11 protein-coding genes are annotated in these 13959 nt (G+C 66.3%); 2 read left to right on the top strand and 9 right to left on the bottom strand.

The genetic code is table 11. From position 1 onward, the window contains the following. Positions 1–34 precede the first annotated feature (34 nt). The 9 genes from QRO93_RS14485 to QRO93_RS14525 form a co-directional block, all read right to left on the bottom strand. A complete protein-coding gene (locus QRO93_RS14485) occupies positions 35–1399 on the bottom strand; it encodes a VOC family protein (RefSeq protein ID WP_180879525.1) in 1365 nt (454 codons plus the stop codon). Between the two features lie 119 nt (positions 1400–1518). Then, on the bottom strand, positions 1519–2007 hold the full coding sequence (locus tag QRO93_RS14490; protein ID WP_180879527.1) for a hypothetical protein: 489 nt from the start codon (positions 2005–2007) through the stop codon (positions 1519–1521). 31 nt (positions 2008–2038) lie between these two features. Next, positions 2039–2785, bottom strand: coding sequence for an HAD family hydrolase (locus QRO93_RS14495; protein ID WP_180879529.1), 747 nt, complete (start codon positions 2783–2785; stop codon positions 2039–2041). A 95-nt stretch (positions 2786–2880) separates the two neighbouring features. Beyond that, entirely contained in the window at positions 2881–3291 is a 411-nt protein-coding gene (locus QRO93_RS14500; protein WP_004153928.1) for an EF-hand domain-containing protein, read from the bottom strand. A 232-nt stretch (positions 3292–3523) separates the two neighbouring features. Beyond that, the gene (locus QRO93_RS14505) at positions 3524–3895 is read right to left on the bottom strand and encodes a hypothetical protein (RefSeq protein ID WP_004153927.1); all 372 of its coding nucleotides are present in this window, start codon (positions 3893–3895) and stop codon (positions 3524–3526) included. A 393-nt stretch (positions 3896–4288) separates the two neighbouring features. Beyond that, positions 4289–5002: a M15 family metallopeptidase gene (locus tag QRO93_RS14510; RefSeq protein ID WP_180879531.1), complete on the bottom strand. Its 714-nt coding sequence runs from the start codon at positions 5000–5002 to the stop codon at positions 4289–4291. Beyond that, on the bottom strand, positions 4935–6530 hold the full coding sequence (locus tag QRO93_RS14515) for a serine hydrolase (RefSeq protein WP_180879532.1): 1596 nt from the start codon (positions 6528–6530) through the stop codon (positions 4935–4937). Before QRO93_RS14515 ends, QRO93_RS14510 begins: the two co-directional genes overlap by 68 nt. 38 nt (positions 6531–6568) lie before the next feature. Further along, on the bottom strand, positions 6569–9592 hold the full coding sequence (locus QRO93_RS14520; protein WP_180879534.1) for a TonB-dependent receptor: 3024 nt from the start codon (positions 9590–9592) through the stop codon (positions 6569–6571). A gap of 51 nt (positions 9593–9643) precedes the next feature. Continuing rightward, positions 9644–11134 carry a transglutaminase-like domain-containing protein gene (locus QRO93_RS14525; protein ID WP_180879536.1) on the bottom strand — a complete coding sequence of 497 codons (1491 nt, stop codon included), beginning with the start codon at positions 11132–11134 and terminating at the stop codon, positions 9644–9646. Positions 11135–11266: 132 nt separating this feature from the next. On the opposite strand from QRO93_RS14525, the gene QRO93_RS14530 reads away from it, so the two are divergent. Continuing rightward, entirely contained in the window at positions 11267–12703 is a 1437-nt protein-coding gene (locus tag QRO93_RS14530; RefSeq protein WP_285304268.1) for an SH3 domain-containing protein, read from the top strand. After that, the gene (locus QRO93_RS14535) at positions 12704–13798 is read left to right on the top strand and encodes a dipeptide epimerase (RefSeq protein ID WP_164242833.1); all 1095 of its coding nucleotides are present in this window, start codon (positions 12704–12706) and stop codon (positions 13796–13798) included. It abuts the gene before it with no gap. The last annotated feature ends 161 nt before the right edge of the window (positions 13799–13959 follow it).

Raw genomic sequence — 13959 nt, forward strand, 5'->3', positions numbered from 1 at the left:
CCCCAGAACAGCCGGCCAGCGGCCGGCTCTACCTTCACTCGGTACGCAGCGCCGCCAGCGATTCGGCCTGCAGCCGCTCGTAGATCTCGAACTCGTCATTCACCGCCACGCCAAGCGCCTGCTCGAAGGCCTCGCGGTTGGCGTGGGCGGCATAGGCGCGCTGTTCTTCACCGCCCAGGTTCGACTGGAAAATGCCCGCGGCGCTGACCGGCAGGAAATCCTCGTAGACGATCGGGTCGGCGGTGGCCAGGCCGGTGGCCACCAGCACTTCGGCCGGCAGATCGGCCACGCGTTCCGGCGCGGCGCGGCCGGCGTCGGTCAGCTGGTAGCGGTAGTAGCCCAGGCCTTCCTGGCGCAGCGTGTCATGGTCATCCGGGAAGCTGGCAAACACCGCCTGCAGGCGCTGGCCGTAGTCGCCACCGGTACTGCCTTCGCCACCGGCATCGCGTGCCTGCGACAGCAGCTGGTCGTACAGCGCGCGGCCCTTCGGGGTCAGCGCAAGCCCGCGCTGTTCGATCTCGCCGAAACGCGCGGTATGCGTGCCGGCATCACCGCCTTCGCTGTCCGGGAAATGCACCGCTTCTTCCAGTGCCTTGAAGCTGGTCTGGCGCAGCAGGATCGGGCAGGCGCGGCGCGGCGGGCCCTCGATTACCGCCTTGGCGGCCATGCCGTGCTCGATCATCGCCGCCTGCGCCGCGTCGATATCCAGCGTGCGCGGGGTCAGGTGGTTGATGTGCGGGCCACGGAAACTGACCACATCGGCCACCAGGCGGTGCGCCTTGTTGAGGGCGTGGTAGGTCGGCAGGTCGACGGTGGCGTCGCCATGCCAGCGGAAGGTTTCCAGCGCCTCTTCGACGAAACGTTCGGCGTCGGCCTGCGACAGGCCACCGTCACGCTCGGCCTGGTCGATCAGTGCCAGCGCGCCCTCGGTGAAGATACGGCGGCGTTCGAGGATGCGCGCAGACTCGGCGCGCAGCGCTTCGTCTTCGATCAGTTCCAGGCGCAGCAGCGAGGTGAACACGCGGAACGGGTTCTGCGCCAGCGCGGCACCGGTGAGCGGCCGGAACGCGGTGGAGTGCACCGGCACGCCGGCCACCGACAGGTCGTAATAGCCGACCGGGAACATGCCCATCACCGCGAACAGGCGGCGCAGCGTCGCCAGTTCCTGCACGGTGCCGACGCGGATCGCGCCGTGGCGCTCCTCGTCCAGGCGCGCGCGCTCGTCATTGCGCTGCAGCTGCGCGGCCAGCGCCGGGTCCTGCTCCAGCACCTGCGCGTTGATCCGCTCCACCAGTTCCACCAGCGTGCCGTACAGCGGCACTTCGGTGCGGTACATGCGGGACATGGCCTGGGCGAACAGGCGGCGGATCACATCAGGCGAAACGAAAGAGGCGCTCATCAGTCACTCGATTACGGGAACGGGGAACAGCTCGAAGCCGTATTGTCGCCGGAGCGCGCGGCGGCGGCGATATGCAGAGCAACATGAAGGAAATCGGTAGTGCCGGCCAGCGGCCGGCACTACCGCTTCAGCTGGCGCTTCAGGGTGGCATCGAGGGTGATCGGCCGGTCCCAGTGCTGGTAGCTGGCCACGATGGCGTGGCGCACCGCACGGTAGTGCAGGTTGTCCGGCGCGCGTGGCATGCGCTTGACCACCGCCTCCCAGCCGCCCTCCGGGTTCTGGCTGAAGGCGCGCACGCTGTCGCGGCAGGTCTGGTCGCTGGCCTTGGCCCAGAAACAGGCGAAATAGATATCCCCGGCCTGCCAGCCGTGGATGGTGAACAAGGCGCTGATGTAGCCGCGCGGCACGCCGGCATAGCGCGATACTTCGTCGAGGAAGGCGTCGGGATAACGTTCGGCGTAATGGTTGATGTCCTGCAGCTGGGCATCCACCCAACTGTCACCGGTTTCCACGGCGTAGGCCGCCGAGCGCTCGGCGGTCTGCTGGGCCAGCACGGTGGCCGGCGCCAGCAGCAGGGACAGCATCAGTGCGCGCAGTCGGACGTTCATGCCCCGATTCTGCCGCAGCCGCCCGGCCCTGTCAGGCCGCCGCCTTGGCCTCGATCGCCGCCAGCGCGGCCGGCCAATCGTGCGCGGTATCGGCAGTGACCATGCGCGGTTCGTCGTCGGCCACGCCGTGCTGGGTCTCGTGGGCCCAGGTCACCGCGTACGGGGTATGCACGCCCCAGCCGCCAAGGGTGACCACCGGCTCGATATCCGAGCGCAGCGAGTTGCCCACCATCACGAAGCGCTGCATCGGCAGGTCGAACTCGGCCAGCACGCGCGCGTAGGTCTCCGGGTCCTTTTCCGAGACGATCTCGATGCGCGGGAACAGCTCGCGCAGGTTGGCCACCTTGATCTTGGCTTCCTGGTGGAACAGATCGCCCTTGGTGATCAGCACCACCGGGTACTGTTCGGCAATGGCCGCCACCGATGCGCGCACGCCGTCGATCAGCTCGACCGGGTGGCGCAGGGTGTCATGGCCGATGTCCAGCATGCGCTGGATGTCCTTGGCATCGATGCGCTGGCCGGTGATGTCGATGGCCGCTTCGATCATCGACAGCACCATGCCCTTCACGCCATAGCCGAACACGGCCAGGTTGCGCTGCTGCACTTCCAGCAGGTGGCGGGCGGTCTGGGTGTCGTGCACGTCGACATAGCGCGACAGCAGGTCCAGGTAATCCTGCTCGGCCTTGCGGTAGTAGTCCTCGCTCTTCCACAGCGTGTCATCACCGTCAAAACCAACCAGGCCGATGGCGCGCGACGGCGCAGGCGTGGGGGTATTCATCCGCCAAGGATACAGCGGCCCGACAGACGGGAAAAACCCGGGCGGCCGTAGCCGCCCGGGTCCCCATGCACCGGTTTTCCCGAATCAGGTGTGGATCAGCGGCCCTGCGCCGCGCCGGCACCTGCGCCGGCCTGCTGGGCGGCCACGTAGGCCTTGTACTCATCGGCACTCAGCTCGCCGTCCTTGTTGGTATCGGCCTGGTCGAACACCTGGGCGAGGCCGGCGTTCACCTGTGCCTCGCTCTTGCTGATGGTGCCGTTGCCATCGGTGTCGATGCTGGCCCAGGTCTGGCCACCGCCATTGGCCTGTGCCGAGGCCGCTGCGGCCGCGTTGGTGGCCTGGTCAGCCGCCTGCCCGGCCTGTGCCGCCGCCTGCTGGGCCTGCGCGGCTTCGTTCTGCGCCTGCGCGGCCTGCTGCTTGGCCGACTGGGCCATCGCCGGGATGGCCAGCACGCTGCCGGCGGCGACGATCAGGGCGATCAGGGGCTTGCGGTTGCGAATAGTCATCAGGGGTGTCTCCTACCGATTGGGTGGTGTTGCGCGGCGTGTTGTCTCCGCACGGCACCTACCCTGCCACCGTGTTTCTGAATCGATTTTGCGGTGCGACCTGCGTGCACACGCACGATTAACCACTGGCCCGCGCGCATGCATTAGCACGCTGGTTAGGGCGGAGTGAGCGGCTCATAAGCTGCGCATTCAGCGCAGCAGGATTTAACCGGCAGGCAACGAAAAACCTGCGTCAGTCGACGGTTTTTTCCAATGACCGCGAACTGAACATCACCCATCCCAAGGCGACACCGGCCAGCGCACCGGCGATTTCCAGCACCACGCGGCTGCCCAGTTCGTTCGGATCGTGGATGGTGGACAGGAACAGGCGCGCATACAGCGGCGACTCCAGCCGCACGATGCCCATGTAGAACAGCTTCCATGCATCGATGCCGGTGGAGATCACCACCGAGATGACGCACGCCCAACCGATCGCATGGCCCACCGACCAGTGCAGCAGCCGGCACAGGCGCGACCACAGGAAGTACACCAGCAGGCCGACCAGCAGGGCGATGGCGCCAGCTTCCAGGGTGCCGAGCAGGCCGAAGTGCAGGGGAAGGTTCATCGGGTGGGCAGCGGTGGAAAGGCGGTCAGTGTAAGGGTATCGGCAGGGTTGCACCCTGCACCCGCGGAGGCTTCAAGCAACGGCCGAAGCCAGTGCGGCTCTGGACTGCTGACGGTTTGGCGGGACGATGTGGGTGGGCAGGACACGCCGTAAACCCATCCATGGGGGCTCGATGGCGCCATCCATGGCGCCAACGGTCCTGCACACCCACACCGCCCCACCCCCGACAGATTCCTGATGACGGTTGGTGGTAGATCCACGCCATGCGTGGATGAATCTCCATCGAAATCGAGTATCTCGATGATCAAACGAAAAGCATCCAGGCATGACGTGGATCTACCGTGTCGACCAAGGTCGACACCTACCAACAGCAGCGACCCTCTGCCGATGCCCCTACCGTACGGGGACGTCGTAGGCGGTGCCGGGGTCCGGTTCGGGCTGCAGCGTGTAATGCCACCACTCCTGCGGGTAATTCACGAAACCGCGCCGGGCCATCGCGCGCACCAGCTGCTGTCGATTTACCTGCTGCACGTCGCTCAACCCGCTCGCCTGCGTATGCGCACGCGGGCCGAAGAAATCGAAATCCGTCCCCATGTCCAGCGGCGTGCAGGTACCGCTGCGGCAATCCAGCAGGCCGAGGTCGACGGTGGCACCGCGGCTGTGGCCGGAACGCTCGGCGATGTAGCCGTCGGCCAGCAGGCGCGGCTTGTCCAGGTCCGGGTACTGCAATGCCTTGCGCGAAAGCTCGCGCGGGTCGTTCACCCAGGCCATGAAGGCCTGCACCGAGCGCACCGGTCGATAGCAGTCGTAGATCCGCAGGCCCCATCCGTCTGCGCGCAGATCCTGCTCCACCTGGGCCAGTGCCTTCGCCACTGGTGCCAGCAGATAGCAGGAAGGCGCCTCGTAGCCGGGTACCGGCGCGCCGGTGAAGTTGTTGGCGCCGGCGTAGCGGATATCCATGTCGATGTGTGGCGACAGCGTGCGGATCTCCACCAGTCCGGCGCTGGCTGCATCGGTGGCCGCTGAAACGCGCGGTGGCTCAGCGGCGCTGGCGGTCGCGGCCAGCGCAGTCGCCAGTACGAGTGAAATGCAGGTCCTGGAAGTCATAGCTGAAGTCGATGTCCGGATCGATGGCGCGCAGGTCCAGCGTCGGCGACGGGCCTTCGCCCGGTTGCAGCCACGCCTGTGCTTCGTCGCCCAGCGTATCCCAGCGCAGCAGCCAGCGCCCCTGCAGCTGCAGCACCGTGGCCTGCAACCTGGGCGACTTGTCCACGCTGAAACGCAGCCCGTCCTTGCCCGGACACAGCGAGGCCGGCCCCAGCCACGGGTCGGTGTAGCGGCCTTGCCAGCGTGGCAGATCGGAAGCCGATGCCTGCCGAGCATCCGAAGTCGTCGGACGCTGATGGCCGGTTGCCGCCCGCGTGGCCTGGTCAGCCTTCAGCTCGGCCAGGTAGGCCGTCGCCGGGCGCGCATCGTGCGCGGCGGTGAACCGTTTCAGCGTGGCCTGCATCAGGGCGGTGCGCGCATCCTCGCCCTCGCCGTTGATCAGCATCACCACACCCAGCTTGCGGTCGGGCAGCAGGGCCAGCGACGAATACATGCCCGACAGCGTGCCGGTGTGCGCCACCTTCCACTGCCCGTCCATGTCCGACACCCGCCAGCCGTATCCGTAGCCGTAGAAGTGCGCGTTGTCCCAGCGCCGCTGCCGTTCGCCCAGCGGCATCGGCATGTGCAGGGTCCACAGCGTGCGGCGCTGCTCAGCGCCCAGCCAGTCCGGCGCCAGCGCGGGGTCCAGCAGCACCTGCATCCAGCGCGTCATGTCACGCAGCGAGCAGCGGATGCCACCGGCGGCCATCGAGGGCAGGTCCGGGCTGATGGCCCCATCGGCGTTCACCACTTCGTTGCGTTCGCCGCGCCAGGCATGCGGCTGCGCCACGTTGCCCACGCGTTTCACCGACCACGCCCCCACTTGGCAGCGTGCCATGCCCAATGGCTCGAACACCTGTTCGCGCATCAGCTGGTCATAGGGTTTTCCACCGGCCGCAGCGGCCACTTCGCCGGCCACCACGTACATCAGGTTGTCGTAGGCATAATGGCTGCGGAAGCTGCTGACCGGCTTCAGGTGCGCCAGCCCCGCGATGATGTCGGCACGGGTAAACGTGTTCGGCTCCGGCCACAGCATCAGGTCGCCCGCACCCAGGCCGAGGCCGCTGTTGTGGATCAGCAGGTCGCGCACCTGCATCTGCTGGCCCACCCATGCGTCATGCATGCGGAACTCCGGCAGATGGCGCTGCACAGGGTCATCCCAGCGCAGCCTGCCCTGCTGCACCAGCCGCGCCAGCAGCGCCGCGGTCATCGCCTTGCTGTTGGAGGCGATCTTGAACAGCGTGTCCTCGTCGATGCGACCACCGTCGCCGCGCGCGCCTTCGGCGTGCCGGTAGACCACCCGCCCCTGCTCGACCACCGCCATGGCCAGCCCGGGCAGATGCTCGTGCTGGACCACGGCCGCGACATCGGCATCGATGGATGCGGTGCCGACCGGCTGCGCTGCCGCAGCCGGAAACACCGCCAATGCGGCCGCGCAGAGGCCGCGTCGGGCGTGCTCAACCAGGTTCCTCAGACGGACGTACGGCATCTTGTCGAGCACGCTCGACGCTATACGCGGCGCTGGCTTCAGAAGTTCCAGGTCACCACCAGCTGGGTATAGCGCGGCGCCTGCCAGCGTGTGCCGGTAGCAAAGGTCGACTCGCGGTACTGGCCGGGCTGTGCTTCATAGCGCTGGTGCACGTTGATGGTCTTCTGGTTGTTGAACAGGTTGTACACCGACAACCGGGCGCTGAGGTCGATACCTTCCACCGGCAGGCGCCAGGTCACGTTGGCGCCCATGGTCCAGGTCCACGGCAGGCGACCAAACGCGCCGCGCGGGCTGTACTCGAACTGGCGCTGGTTGTAGGGGCCCGAACAATTGGCCACGCACAGCCAGCCGGTGCCGCCGCCGCTGCCTTCGCTGGAGGTGCTGCCGCCGGCGATGGAGTCGTTCGGCCACATCACGCCGTAGGCGGTGATCGGGCCACCGGACTGCACCTGCAGGGTGGTGCCGAACGACCACTGCTTGTTCAGCGCATACGCAGCGCGGAGCTTGAACTGGTGGCGGAAGTCGTTGAACAGCACGCCATAGCGCTCGTTGGTGGCCGGATGATCCCAGAACTGCACCATGCCGGTATCACCGTAGTTGGTGTCGGAGTTCACCGGCCCTTCGAAGTTCCCCTCGCTCTTGGACCACAGGTAGGACGCGTTGAACATCCACTTCTCGTCCCACGCGCGATCAATCTGGAATTCCAGTGCCTTGTAGGTGCGCTTGGGCTTGGAGTAACCGATCACCTCGCCGCTGCCGCCCTTGCGATAGCCGCTGTTGGCGGTATCGATGGTGATCCAGCCTTCGTTGGCGCAGCCGATGCTCTTGTCGCCCCAGATCGTCAGGCTCTCGCCCGGGTTGGCGATCGGCCACAGCGTGCTCGGGGTCGGGCCGCACGGCGTGTAGTTGATGCGGATGTCATCCAGCGCACGGGTCATGCGCCGATAGGTGGCGTTGACGCCCCACGACCAGGCCTGGTTGATCATGTTCTGGAAGCCCAGGATGTACTCGTCCTGGTAGACCGCCTTCAGGTCGCGGTCCACGCTCTGGCGCAGGTCGGCACCGCCGGTGTTCATGCGCGTGTCTGTCGGCCCGATCTGCTGGCCGATGATCGGCGCCATGTACGGCGAGCCGGTTGGCGAGGTCTTCTGCTCCCAGCCGTTGAGCACGTAGTAACTGTACTCGTCGGTCAGGCCACCGGCGAAGTTCACGTTGATGTTGTTGGTGACTGGCAGGTAGTAGCGACCGGCGTTGCCGAACAGCTTGGTGCTGCCATCGCCGCGCATGTCCCAGGAGAAGCCGACGCGCGGTGCGATCAGGTCGTCCATCTTGATGAACGCCTTGCCGGCAGCGGTGCGGTTTTCAAAGCGGTCCCAGCGCACGCCGAGGTTCAGCATCAGATTCGGCGTGATGTTCCAGATGTCTTCCAGGTAGAAGGCATTGGCCTCGGTCTCGAAGGTGCCACCGGACTTGCGGTTGCGCGCGCGCAGCATTTCGGTGACCCCCGCCGGCACGAAGGCGTTGGCGCCGTCCCACACTTCGTCGCCGGGTCGCGCCACGTAAGCGGTATAGCTCAGCTCGGTGGGGCCCGGGTAGCGGGTGGACTGCTTGGTGGTCATCAACTCGCGGTCCACGCCGAAGCGCAACAGGTGGTCGCCCAGCTGCCATTCGAAGTCCAGGCGCGCCACGTCACGGGTGTCATCGCGTTCGGCCACCGCCGTGCCGGTGGGATGGCAGCCGGCGCGCAGCCCCTGCAGCTTGCCCAGGCGCGGGCCGTAGGTGCTATCGGTGAACACCGGACTGCAGGCCTGGTCCAGCGACGAGTTGGTGAACGCGCGCTGGTTGTTCTGGCCCACCATGGCGCGTGCGGTGAAGTTCTGGCCGAAGTGGCCGGTGTAGGTGGCCGACCAGTTGCGGCCGCCGGTCTCGGTGACCGAGTCGCCGCCCCAGGCGCCGAGCCGGTCGGCGTTCCAGTTGTAGCCATACGACGCATTGGTGACGTCTCCTTCGTCGGAGAACGCCAGCAGCGCCAGGCTATGGTTGTCGTTGATGTTCCAGTCCAGCTTGGTGCCCCAGAAGCCGTTGCCCGAGTCGTTCTTGAACCAGGTGCTGCCATCGGACGAGGTGTTGTGCCCCTTGTCGCTGCGGTCTTCGTACATCGCGAACAGGAACAGCTTGTCCTTGATGATCGGCCCCGAACCCCAGACGTTGGTCTTCAGGAACGAGTTGTTGTCACGGCTGCCATAGGAGTGGGGAGTGCCATCGCGGTGGAAATGATCCCCGCCGCTGGCACGCCATGCGCTGGGCTCGGCGGTGACTTCCACGCCGCCTTCGAAGTCATTGCTGCCCGAGCGGGTCACGGCATTGATCACGCCGCCGGTGGAGCGGCCGAACTCGACCGAGTAGCCACCGGTCTTGACCTGGAACTCGTTGAAGAACGCGAATGGCGCCGTGCTGAAGCCACGACGGGTATACATGTCAGTGACGTTCAGGCCGTTGATGAAGACCGCATTCTCGGCCACCGATGAACCGGCGAACGACAGGCCACCGAACGACGAGTTGCCGCCCACCACGCCTGGCGCCATCAGCGCAACGGCCGACAGATCCTGAGCCACCGGCAGCCGCGAGATTTCCTGCCGGTTGATGTTGAAGGAGGTTTCAGTGGAGTAGACATCCACGCGATTGACCACGCGGGTGCCGACCACCTGCAATGCATCAAGATTGGTCACGCCACCACCACTGGCCAGATTGACCGTGGTGGTACCGCCGACAGCAACGCTGACGGCAACCTGATCGCCCAGCTTCTGGCCGTCGCGGCTGAGCTGCAACTGGTAGTCACCCACCGGCAACTGGCCCAGGCGGTAGCTGCCGTCGCTACCGACGTTGACGGTGCGAGTCAGGCCGGTGCTGCTGCTGACCACGGTGACCTGGTCACCAGCGGTCGCGCGTCCGGCGACTGCACCCGTCACATTCTGTGCCATCGCGATGCCGGGCAGCACTACGCCCAGACACGCCCCGAGGGCGACGCACAACGCCGCCCGCTTAATATTGTAAGCCTTCATCCCCTGCTCTCTCCTGCAAGAATTGAATGGTGTGGAGTGTGATGTGTCGCGCTAGCGTTGCCTGGCTGGCAGTACCCGCCACTGGAAGTCGTAGCTCCATTGGTCGAAGTACAGGTTGCCGCCTGCCCACTCGGCCTCGCCGCGCTGCGAGTCGACCGTTTCCGAGCGGAAGTGCTGTTTGGCCGGCACCAAGGGCTGGCCGAAATCATCGTTGAAGGCGATGCGGTAGCCGTCCAGGCCACCCAGGTAGAAGTCGCGCAGGGCCGGCACGTCGCTGGCCAGTGCGCCGGTGGTCACGTCCATCGGCAGCCAGCCATAGGGCGCCAGGTAGACCTGCCCCCAGTCGTGCAGGTTGTTGTAGCCGCTGCCATCGTCGGAGAACACCATGCCCGACTGCCAGCGCGCGGGAATGCCGTTCATGCGCAGCAGCGTGATCAACAGCAGCGTCTGCTGACCGCAGTCGGCATGGCCGGCACGCAACGCGTAATCGCTGAGATTGCTGATCGTGGAATATTCGCGCGCACCGGCCCACGGAACGCGATCCACCGCAGCGAACAGCTTGCGCACCACTTCATACGGCCGCGTCTCACCCTGCAGCACCTGGTCGGAGAACAGCTTCAGTGCGGGAGTGAAGCGCACATGTGGCAGCTGCTCGGACAGGTAGGGTTGCAGCGCTGGTTCGACCGGTGTCGGCTGCACCTTGGCCGGATCAATCGCGGTATGCCGGGCGAAGATCGTGACCGCGTAGCGGATCTCGAAGCGGGTCGGCTTGCCGGCTACGGCCCTGGCTTCCAGGTAGGCGGTGCGCTGCAGCGTGCTTGCCGGAGCCACGCGTGCCTTGCCCGGCGTACTGCCCAGCCACTGCACCTGTTCCTGCTGGCCGGGAATCTCACGCGGGTATGGAATCCATGCGCGCACGGTCTCGCCGGCCGGCACCGCATCGGCTTTCACCGTGAGCGACTGGGAGAATTCGATGCGCTGCGGCAGCACAGAGGCCTTGCCGCTCTGTTCGGCCGCGGCCAGCACGCGCGCGTGGTACGCGTTGAGCACTTCGTTCGGGCCCGGCGCCGGCATCGGCGCATCCGCGCGACGGCGTGCACGCGCTTCATCGCTGAGCAGGAACAGGTTCGACGGTGCGCGCTTGAAGTACCAGCGCGTGCCATCGATATCGAGGTGCTCGATCAGGCCGAGCTGATCCCAGCGCGCGAATTCCTCGTCGGTCAGGTCGGGAATCCAGCGCCGCACGGCAGCCTTGGCGGCGGCTTCGTCGAGGGAAAAATCCAGGCGGATGCGGCGCATGCGTTCTTCCTGGAACGCGATGTCATCGAAACTGACGCCCGGTTCCGCCGCGTCGGCCGCCGACCAGGTATTCAGCTCGCCATGGGCTTCGGAGAACCGTCCCACGTCGATCATCTGCACGACCCGCGCAAACTGGATGGCCGAGGGCAGCGGCTCCGCGCCCGCCGACCACGCCCACAGCAGCAGCGCGGCACACAGGCCGGCAGCAGCAGTCAGACGCGGTTTGCGAACGGCAGGATCCACAGCGACACTTCCCCAGCGCGGGTGGTAACGGCTGTGTAACACGGGCCGGGATGCCGGTCAATAATTTATTCTTGATTTCGAAGCCGAAAGGAATAAATATTCCAACAGGCATTCGAGGAGGGTGTGCAGCGCATGATCCTGGCTTCCCGCGAACGGCACCGGCATTGGCCGCGCCGCTTGACCCTGGCGCTGTGCCTGCTGGCGGCGCCCGCCTTTGCGCAGACCACTCCGGCACCCGATCCCGGCGCACCACTGCCCTATGTGATCGGCCTGCACGAGGCGTTCCTGACCCCGCAGTACTGGGCCGCACGCCTGGACAATGCCGATGCGCCGATCCTCGACCGCGCGCAGATCGACGCGCAGAACGCACGGATGCGGGCGCAGGACAGCCACATCCAGGACGTCGCTTTGCTGCCCGCGCAGCTGGATGCAACCGCGGTGCGCGACAGCATCACCGCACTGTCGAGCTGGCCCACGCGCGCCCTCTACAACGACAAGGGCCAGCCCATCACACCGGCATTGCGCAGCGCGATCGAAGCCAACCTCGGGCTGGAGGCGATTCCCGCGCAGGTAGCGCTGCAGTATGGGCTGGTGGTGAAGCGTGCAGCGCTGCGCACCTTCCCCACCCGCGAGCGCGTTTTCAGCAGCGTCGGTGACACCGACATCGACCGCTTCCAGGAATCGGCGCTGTTCCCCGGCAACAAGGTCGCCGTAGTGCATCGCAGTGCCGATGGCCGCTGGCTGTTCGTGCACAGCGAGCGCTACAGCGCGTGGGTCGAGGCCGACGCGATTGCCAGTGGTGACAAGGCCACGGTACTCGGCTACGGCGCAAAGGGGCCCTACCGCATCATCACCGGCGCCACCGCGCAGACCGCCTACACCCCGGAAGAACCGCGCGTGTCGCGCCTGCAGCTGGACATGGGCGTGCGCCTGCCGGTGCTGGCCGACTGGCCCGCTGCTACGCCGGTAAACGGGCAACAAGCGCATGCCTCGTGGGTGGTGCAGTTGCCGGTACGCGAGGCCGATGGTCGCCTGAAACTGGTCCCTGCGCTGCTGCCGCGCTCGCAGGACACCGCCGCCGACTACCTGCCGCTGACCCCGCGCCTGCTGCTGCAACAGGCCTTCAAATTCCTCGGCGAGCGCTACGGCTGGGGCCACGACTACGACACCCGCGACTGCAGCGGTTTCGTGTCCGAGATCTACCGCAGCTTCGGCGTGCTGCTGCCGCGCAATACCAGCGCGCAGGCGGTCAGCCCGGCGTTGGACCGCCTGCCGTTCACCAGCAAGGACGGCAAGACGGTGCGCGACCGCGCTGTCACCGGTCTGCAGGTGGGCGACCTGGTCTACATCCCCGGCCACGTGATGATGGCCATCGGCCACGTCGACGGCCGCACCTGGGTCATCCACGATACGGCAGGCGGCAGCTGGTTCGGTGCCGACGGCAAACGTGTGCAGGCCCATCTCAATGGTGTTTCGGTCACGCCGCTGGAGCCGATGATGGCCAGCGACAGCGTCCGCTACATCGACCGCATCACCAACATCCAGCGCCTGCGAGCCAAGACTCCCTGAATGAAGATCACCGCCATCGAACTGGGCATGCTGCGCGTGCCGCTGAAGACGCCGTTCAAGACCGCCCTGCGCACGGTGGAGACCGTGGAGGACGTGGTGGTGCTGATCCGCACTGACACCGGCCACACCGGTTATGGCGAAGCGCCGGCCACGGCAGTGATCACCGGCGATACCCATGGCTCGATCATCGAAGCGATCCGCCACTTCATCGCGCCGCGCCTGATCGGCCAGGAGGTGGCCAACCTCAACCGCCTGTGCGGGCTGGTGCAGAGCGCGATGGAGCGCAACACCAGCGCCAAGGCCGCGGTGGAAATCGCGCTGTACGACCTGTGGGCGCAGCTGCATGGCGCGCCGTTGTACCAGATGCTTGGCGGCGGCGACCCGGTGATCACCACCGACATCACTATCAGCGTGGACTACATCGACAAGATGGTGGCCGACTCGTTGTCGGCGATCGAACGCGGCTTCGAGTCGCTGAAGATCAAGGTCGGCAAGGACATCGGTCTGGACATCGAGCGGGTCAAGGCGATCCACGCCGCGGTGGAAGGCCGCGCGTTGTTGCGGCTGGATGCCAACCAGGGCTGGACCGCCAAGCAGGCGGTGCATGCGATGCGTACGCTGGAAGAAGCCGGCGTGGTACTGGAACTACTGGAGCAACCGGTGAAGGCCGCCGACATCAGCGGCCTGAAGTACGTCACCGACCGCGTCAACACGCCGGTGATGGCCGACGAGAGTGTGTTCAGCCCAAGCCAGGTGATGGACCTGATCCAGCAGCGCGCAGCGGACATCATCAACATCAAGCTGATGAAGACCGGCGGCCTGTCCAATGCGATCCGCATTGCCGACATCGCCGGCATCTACGGTGTGCCGTGCATGATCGGCTGCATGATTGAGTCGAGCATCAGCGTGGCCGCAGCGGTGCACCTGGCGGTGGCCAAGAGCGATGTGATCACCAAGGTCGATCTGGACGGCCCGTCGCTGGGCCAGTTCGATCCGGTCAGTGGCGGCGTACATTTCAACGAATCGGAGATCAGCATCAGCGACGTGCCGGGGTTGGGCATCACCGAAGTGCGGGGGCTGGAGATGCTGGGGTGATGCTCGCAGTCGAGCATGGCTCGCCTCTACAAGGCAGGTGCCACGGTAGATCCACGCCGCGCGTGGACGACGTTGCTCTTGTTTTTGCCCTACCCCGTAACCCCTTCGCGGCTGGCACGCGCGCGATCTGTCCGGGGTCGGGCGGGTGGGGCTTGCAGGGG

This window comes from Stenotrophomonas maltophilia group sp. Smal17, from assembly GCF_030237045.1.
GTDB classification, from domain to species: Bacteria; Pseudomonadota; Gammaproteobacteria; order Xanthomonadales; family Xanthomonadaceae; genus Stenotrophomonas; species Stenotrophomonas forensis.

Excerpts from the sequence above, each read along its gene's own strand:
- QRO93_RS14495 (WP_180879529.1), bottom strand. The coding sequence starts at position 2,785 with ATGAATACCCCCACGCCTGCGCCGTCGCGCGCCATCGGCCTGGTTGGT.
- QRO93_RS14510 (WP_180879531.1), bottom strand. The coding sequence starts at position 5,002 with ATGACTTCCAGGACCTGCATTTCACTCGTACTGGCGACTGCGCTGGCC.
- QRO93_RS14535 (WP_164242833.1), top strand. The coding sequence starts at position 12,704 with ATGAAGATCACCGCCATCGAACTGGGCATGCTGCGCGTGCCGCTGAAG.
- QRO93_RS14530 (WP_285304268.1), top strand. The coding sequence starts at position 11,267 with ATGATCCTGGCTTCCCGCGAACGGCACCGGCATTGGCCGCGCCGCTTG.
- QRO93_RS14500 (WP_004153928.1), bottom strand. The coding sequence starts at position 3,291 with ATGACTATTCGCAACCGCAAGCCCCTGATCGCCCTGATCGTCGCCGCC.
- QRO93_RS14515 (WP_180879532.1), bottom strand. The coding sequence starts at position 6,530 with ATGCCGTACGTCCGTCTGAGGAACCTGGTTGAGCACGCCCGACGCGGC.
- QRO93_RS14485 (WP_180879525.1), bottom strand. The coding sequence starts at position 1,399 with ATGAGCGCCTCTTTCGTTTCGCCTGATGTGATCCGCCGCCTGTTCGCC.
- QRO93_RS14490 (WP_180879527.1), bottom strand. The coding sequence starts at position 2,007 with ATGAACGTCCGACTGCGCGCACTGATGCTGTCCCTGCTGCTGGCGCCG.
- QRO93_RS14520 (WP_180879534.1), bottom strand. The coding sequence starts at position 9,592 with ATGAAGGCTTACAATATTAAGCGGGCGGCGTTGTGCGTCGCCCTCGGG.
- QRO93_RS14505 (WP_004153927.1), bottom strand. The coding sequence starts at position 3,895 with ATGAACCTTCCCCTGCACTTCGGCCTGCTCGGCACCCTGGAAGCTGGC.